The sequence below is a fragment of the Pseudomonas sp. 5.2 genome (assembly GCF_059025405.1).
The window spans coordinates 1-1,727 of record NZ_JBYBHH010000043.1 but is presented as its reverse complement, the minus strand read 5'-3'; the positions used below and the strand labels follow the sequence as shown (position 1 = coordinate 1,727).

Below are 1,727 nucleotides of genomic sequence, written 5' to 3'. Positions count from 1 at the left end.
TCGTCAGCGCCAACGGCACCGTTGTCACCGGCCGTGCCGAACCGGGTAGCACCGTCCGTATTCTCGCCGCGGATGGCACCGAACTGGGCAGCGCCTTGGTCGGCCCAACTGGCGTATTCAGTATCAACCTAGATCCGCCCCAGATTGATGGCGAAGTACTGCAAGCCACCGCAACTGACGCTGCCGGCAATACTTCGGTTGCCAGCTCCGTCACCGCACCGGATATCGACGGCGGCGATACCACACCACCGGACGCCCCTGTTGATTTGGTGATCGGTCTCGCGGGCCACCAGCTGACTGGCCGTGGCGAAGCGGGCACTACCGTTCAGGTGCGTGATGCCGCCGGCAATGTGTTGGCGACTGGCACTGTGGGTGCAGATGGCACCTTCCTGCTGACGCTGGACCCTGCCGTGATTGATGGCAGCACCCTGCAAGTGACCCTGACAGATGCGGCGGGTAACGTTTCGCAGCCAGGCTCGGTCACCTCGCAAGACCTGCTGCCACCAGCACAACCGACTGATTTGGCCCTGGTTGAAGGCGTGACCCTTACTGGTCGCGGTGAACCAGGCGCCACGGTTCAAGTGCGCGACGCCGCAGGCACTGTGATAGGTACCGGACTGGTCAACGCAGATGGCACTTTCAGCCTGACGCTCAGCCCTGCCCAAGCGAATGGCGAAGCACTGGACATCCGTCTGGTGGATGCCGCAGGCAACAGCTCGACCCCACTGCAATTCGATGCACCGGACATCACTCCGCCTGATGCTGTCAGCAACATCGTGGTCGGCGCTGGAGGTCTGGTATTGAGCGGCCGCGGCGAAGCCGGGGCCACTGTGGAAGTGCGCGATGCCAACGGCAATGTGATCGGTACCGGTACCGTCCTGGCCAATGGCACCTTCCTGATCGATCTCGACCCGGCTGCGCAACCAGGCGAACACCTGAGCCTGGTGCAGACGGATCCAAGCGGCAACACTTCCGTTGCCCTCGAATACGACGTACCACAAACCACCGCCCCGGCCAGCCCAAGTGACCTCGCGATTGATGCCGATGGCACCACCCTGACCGGTTCCGCGCCAGCGGGCAGCCGTGTGGAGGTGCACGATGCCAATGGCACACTGATTGGCAGCGCCATTGCCGGCGCAGATGGCACCTTCACCATTGAACTCACACCACCGCAAGCCAACGGTGAATTGCTCGATGTCGTCGCCATCGATGACACGGGCTTGTCGTCTCTGCCTGCACAAATCACCGCACCGGACATCACTGCACCAGCCGCACCGAGTGAACTGGCCGTCAGCGCCAACGGCACCGTCGTTACAGGCCGCGCCGAACCGGGTAGCACCGTTCGTATTCTCGCCGCCGATGGCTCCGAGCTGGGCAGCGCCTTGGTCGGGCCAACCGGCGTGTTCAGCATCAACCTCGACCCGCCCCAGATTGATGGCGAAGTTCTGCAGGCCACCGCAACCGATGCCGCTGGCAACACTTCGCTTGCCAGCTCCGTCACCGCGCCGGATATCGACGGCGTGGACACCACGCCACCCAACGCTCCGACCAACCTGGTGATCGGTCTCGCTGGCCACCAGCTGACTGGCCGTGGCGAAGCGGGCACTACCGTTCAGGTGCGTGATGCCGCCGGCAATGTGTTGGCGACTGGCACTGTGGGTGCAGATGGCACCTTCCTGCTGACCCTCGACCCTGCCGTGATCGACGGCAGCACCCTGCAGGTGACC

At 63.8% G+C, this 1,727-nt stretch carries 1 protein-coding gene; it reads left to right on the top strand.

Annotated features, from left to right (window positions below):
• A partial coding sequence (locus tag AC5PZ0_RS28185; RefSeq protein ID WP_493856199.1) for an Ig-like domain-containing protein occupies nucleotides 1–1,727 on the top strand: 1,727 nt, incomplete at both ends.